Here is a 1,189-nt window from a genome sequence, read left to right as displayed (position 1 = left end):
TCGAAGCCGGTGCCGTTGCTGGTGAAGGTCCACAGGCCGGTGGTGTTGACGCCGTTGACCTGGCCGTAGTTGTAGAGGACGCCCACGTCGCTCTTGCCGTCGCCGTTGAAGTCACCGGTGAATGCCTTGGAGTTGTCCCAGCTCCACGAGCCGAGTCCGGCCGCGAGGTTGTCCCACGCCCGCACCGGGTTGTACGTCCCCGAGCCGGTGCTGGTGAGCTTCCACAGGGCGGTGTGGTTGACGCCGTTCACGGCGGCGTACTTGTGCAGCACGGCGGTGTCGTCCTTGCCGTCGCCGTCGAAGTCGCCCGAGAGTTCCTGGGAGTCGGCGGCGTTCTCGCCGGTCTGGCCCCAGCGCGCGCCCGTCGCCAGGGAGATCCACGGACCGAGGTCGTCGACGCGGGTGTCGACCGCGCCGGTGCGGGTCTCCGCCGCGTCGGTGCCGAGGCAGCCGCCCTGCCAGGAGCGCGAGTTGACCGCGACCAGCTCGGGCGCTCCACCGGCGGTGCGCAGCGCGGGGCCGCCGGCGTCGCCCTTGCAGACGGTGGCCGTGTCCGAGCCGTCCAGGTTCACGTCGGCGCCCGCCGTGGAGGCCACGGTGAAGGTGGCGGAGTGCAGCTTGTTCGGTGCCCACTCCGTCCTGGTCCGGCCGAACCCGGCCTTCGTCAGCTGCTCACCCGCCGCGGCGGGGCTGGTGGCCAGCCGTACGGGCGTGATCGCGCCGGGGACGGGCTGGGCGAGGCGGACCAGGACGACGTCGCGGTCCGGGTGCGGCACGAGGTCGACGGCCTGCTGGACGCTGCCGCCGGTCTGCGTCAGATCGGTGCGGCCGACGGTGACGGTGGTGGGGACCGCGGGCCTGCCGGGCCCCGGCATGGCCTGGGAGGAGAAGCAGGAGGCCGCGGTCAGGACCCACTGCGGGGCGACCAGGGCACCGCTGCAGGCGGTCTCCTCCCCAACGGTGATCTTCGCTACGAAGGTCAGCTGGGCGGAGGCGTCGGTGCCGGTGAGGGCGTCGGCCGGACCGGCGGTCGCGACCGCGGTGAGAGCGGCGGCGGCGCAGACCGTCCACGCGGCACGTGCACGCGTGGTCGGGGCGCTCAGGCTGCTTCTTGGCATGAAAAGACGCTCGTTCCTTCGATCGGAGGTACGGGGCTGGGCGTGGGCCGGCACGCGACTACGCGCTGGTG

Annotated in this window: 1 protein-coding gene; it reads right to left on the bottom strand. The window is 72.8% G+C overall.

All coding sequences use genetic code 11. The annotated features are described in order from the left end of the window. Nucleotides 1-1,118: S1 family peptidase (locus tag AC3ET3_RS36080; protein ID WP_435613731.1), on the bottom strand; the 1,118-nt coding region annotated here is incomplete at its 3' end. Between the last annotated feature and the right edge of the window lie 71 nt (nucleotides 1,119-1,189).

The organism is Streptomyces sp. bgisy159, assembly GCF_057707805.1.
This window is presented reverse-complemented; position numbering and strand designations above follow the sequence as displayed.